The 3,263-nt window shown below is 70.5% G+C and carries 4 protein-coding genes; 1 reads left to right on the top strand and 3 read right to left on the bottom strand.

Translation table 11 applies throughout. The features are described from left to right. The 3 genes from DQW06_RS25300 to DQW06_RS25290 all read right to left on the bottom strand — a co-directional run. Positions 1-318, bottom strand: a 318-nt coding sequence (locus tag DQW06_RS25300; RefSeq protein WP_117199442.1) for a hypothetical protein, incomplete at its 3' end; no start/stop codon positions are given. A 116-nt stretch (positions 319-434) separates the two neighbouring features. After that, positions 435-1,646, bottom strand: coding sequence for a helix-turn-helix domain-containing protein (locus tag DQW06_RS29840; protein ID WP_013152682.1), 1,212 nt, complete (start codon positions 1,644-1,646; stop codon positions 435-437). A 14-nt stretch (positions 1,647-1,660) separates the two neighbouring features. Then, positions 1,661-2,167 carry a flavoprotein gene (locus tag DQW06_RS25290; RefSeq protein WP_013152683.1) on the bottom strand — a complete coding sequence of 169 codons (507 nt, stop codon included), beginning with the start codon at positions 2,165-2,167 and terminating at the stop codon, positions 1,661-1,663. A 408-nt stretch (positions 2,168-2,575) separates the two neighbouring features. On the opposite strand from DQW06_RS25290, the gene DQW06_RS25285 reads away from it, so the two are divergent. Beyond that, on the top strand, positions 2,576-3,112 hold the full coding sequence (locus DQW06_RS25285) for a class IV adenylate cyclase (RefSeq protein ID WP_041553104.1): 537 nt from the start codon (positions 2,576-2,578) through the stop codon (positions 3,110-3,112). Positions 3,113-3,263 lie beyond the last annotated feature (151 nt).

Genomic DNA, 3,263 nt, shown 5'->3' with positions numbered 1-3,263 from the left:
CGTTTCCATCTCGGGCCAGGTGTCACACATCAGGGTGGGCTCGGTGCCGTCGTCAACGCGGAGGGTGGCGATCCACAGCGTGCGGGAGTGGCGGATGGAGTACCGGCCGCCGTACTCGGCCTGAAGGCGGGCCAGCTCCTGGCCCTCCAGCCGGTCGAGCAGATCGGCGGCGGTCGGCGCCACCAGGTGCTCGGTGCCGCGGGTAGCGGCCCACACCGAAGGGCTGGCGGATCGGGGCTCGCGGTTGATCGTCCAGCCGCTATGGTCGGCCGCGAGGCGCTCGAATGCGCTCCCCTGCGTGCGTTGGTCCTGCCCCATGGTGGCCCTCCTTCGGCTGGTGCGCTCTGACGGTAAGTCGCGGAGCCCGCGCAGATTCGCAGCCCAGGAAAGGTAAAAGACCCGCAGTTTTCTGCGGGTCTTTCGCGGGGACGGGGTCAGCTGACCCCGGCGCGCTGGGCCAACGGCCGCAGCTCAGGGGTGGATCGGCGGTGTTCTCGGCGCAGCAGCTCTGTCAGCACCCTCCCTGTCGCCGGGTCGTGCCGCACCAGCTCCGGGGCGATCCGCTCCGCCTCCAACAACGTGTTGACGGCAGCGGCGTCCTGACGGGTCTGGGCGTAGGCGCACGCCACGTCCAGGTGCACCTGGGCACGGCGGCCGACGAGCCCGGCGGGCAGGTGCTCGACGGCGAGGGTCTCTCCTGCGGCGACCGCGGTCTTCGCGTCTCCGGTCTTGACGCTGGTGCTGATGGTGTGGATGGCGACGTTCGTTGGCCCGAACGCCGTTCCGTGCAAGTTCAGGTCCTGGCCCAGCCGGTCGGCGACCCGCTGGGCCTGGGCCAGGAACCGGGGGACCGCAGCCCGGTCGTACTCGGCCGCGGCGGCCGTCGCAGCCGCCAGGTGCAGCCCCCCGTACACCGACAGCTCTTCCGGGGTGCCGGGGCGCATCCGCCGTTCCAGGGCGTGCGCCGCTCCCATCGCGAGCTCCGCAGCCACGTCGGGGTTGCCACGGCTGATGAAAACGTAGGACAGCCGGTAGGCGCCGACGGCGGCCAGCAGGGTCTCGTCGGCCCACTCGGACGCGGACATGGCCCGGTCGGCGGCCTGCCATGCCAGGTCCTTCGCGCCGACACGCCGCAGGACGGCGGCGGCCGTGTTGTAGACCATCGCCCTGGCCGAGCACACGGCTGGGCGGTCTGCGCCGCGTGAGCGCGCGGCTGCCTCGACATCGCGGATGAGGCGGGGGAGGCGGCGGCCTACTTCGGCGTACCGGGTGGCCTGGTAGGCGGCGTAGGTGTGGTGGGCCTCGGCGCGCAGGCGTTCCACATCAACAGCCTGAGGGGTGCCGCCGGTCTCAGCGACGATCACCTCCAGGGAGGTGTACCGCATCATGGCGCGTTCGATGGCGTCGGCAGGGGCATAGCGCACAGGGATGGTCTCTTCGGTGGTTCCGGTGAGCTCGTCGAGTGGGAGGCGGAGCACGTCCGCGAGCCTCGACAGCACCTCGTGGCTGTCGACCGGGAGCTTGCCGCGTTCGACCTGGGACAGCCAGGACTCGGAGCGGCCCACGAGACCAGCGAGTACGGTCTGGCTGTAGCCGCGTCGTCGGCGGTGCGAGCGGATGATCTGGCCTCTGGTGGCTGCGTCCACGCTGGGCCTCCCAGCTAGAGAGTGCGAACGGTTCGGTGCAGGTGTTCCCATGCGGGCATGCGCGACTCGTAGGGGGCCTTGTCGTCGTAGACGAGGGTGACGGCGGGGATGCTGCTGAGGGTTCGCAGGCTGGCCTGGAACGCCGGATGGCTGGCGAGCTGGGGCTTGCAGTGGGGGACGACGACGGTGGGTACCTCGTAGCCGACCATCTCGCACAGCAGCCCCACCGCGAAGTTGTCTGCGTGGCCGCTGGCGAACTTGTTCACCGAGTTGAACGTGAGCGGGCAGGCGAGCACGAGGTCGGCCGGCGGCAGGCCCGCTCCGGTGCCAGGCATGCGGTACTCCACACGAACGGGCTCCCCGGTCAGCTCCTCCAGCTCTGCCGGGTCGTGAAACCGGGCACCCGTGGGGGTGGATAAGCACACCACCTGGTAGCCGTCACCCTGGAAGCGACGCACGAGGTCAGGGATACCCTCGGGGGCCGGGGCGCCGGAGACGACGAGGTAGAGGGTTTTCGCCATGAGGGCAGTGTAGGCGCGAACCCCTGCGGGGTAAGGTGTCTCGCGGAAGGGCCCTGTCACTGCATAGGCGTGGGCCCGCCCTGTTCATCACCTTCTGCGGCTTAACCGTCGGTCAGGTCGGCGGCTTTTTCCTCGGGAAGGGTGGTGGGGTAGGCGCAGCGACCCGCGCATGGACGTGAGCCCTGCGCACGCGGGGATGGACCGCCATGCTTGTGCAGAGCCTTGCGGTGGTCGCGGTGAGCCCCGCGCACGCGGGGATGGACCGCTGCCGGTGGCGGCGGACTGGGTGGCGGTGAGGTGAGCCCCGCGCAGGCGGGGATGGGCCTGTCTTGGGAAACTCCCGCCTGGTGGGGCGCGGTCTCGGTACGCTCGCCGGGACGGTGGTGCCGAGACGCGAGGGGGCCTGTGGTGCGGGAGATCGAGACGAAGTACCGGGTGGCCGACCTCGAAGCGCTGCTGGCCGCGCTCAAACAGGCCGGGGTGCGCATGAGCGACCCTGTCTACCAGGACGACCAGGCCTACGCCCCCGCTGGCTGGCGGCCGGAGCTGGGCCAGGTCGGCCACACCTTCGCCCGTGTGCGCACCCAGGGCAGCGTGCACCTGCTCACCACCAAGACCCCGCTAGCCAACGCCATGGAGTGCGTGGAGTACGAGACCATCGTCGCCGACCGCGAGCAGATGCACGGGGCCCTGCTGGCGCTGGGCTACGAACCCACGGTGCGCATCGTCAAGCACCGTCGCACCGGCACCACAGGGCCCATCGGGGTGTGCGTGGACCTGGTCGAGGGCCTGGGCGTCTTCGTCGAACTGGAACTGGTGGTCGATGACGACCGCGACGGCCTGGCCGCCCAGGCCGAACTCGACGCGTGGGCGCGAGGGCTCGACGTGGCCCTGGAACGCACCACCGACACCTACGACACCCTCGTGCGCACCGCGACGGCCTGACGGTTTCAGGGGGCGGGGGCGGACTCATCCGGCTGGTTGAGGAGGGTGGCGATGTGTTCTTTGGGGTAGCGGCGTGCTCCGCCGGGGGTGCGGAAGGGTTTGAGGACGTTGTCCCATTGGCCTCGGTGGAGGCTGCGGGGGCGGATGTTGA

The organism is Nocardiopsis sp. TNDT3 (assembly GCF_003427465.1).
Lineage (GTDB): Bacteria > Actinomycetota > Actinomycetes > Streptosporangiales > Streptosporangiaceae > Nocardiopsis > Nocardiopsis dassonvillei.
Note: the sequence above shows the minus strand (reverse complement) of the source record. Positions and strands in the feature narration are given on the sequence as shown.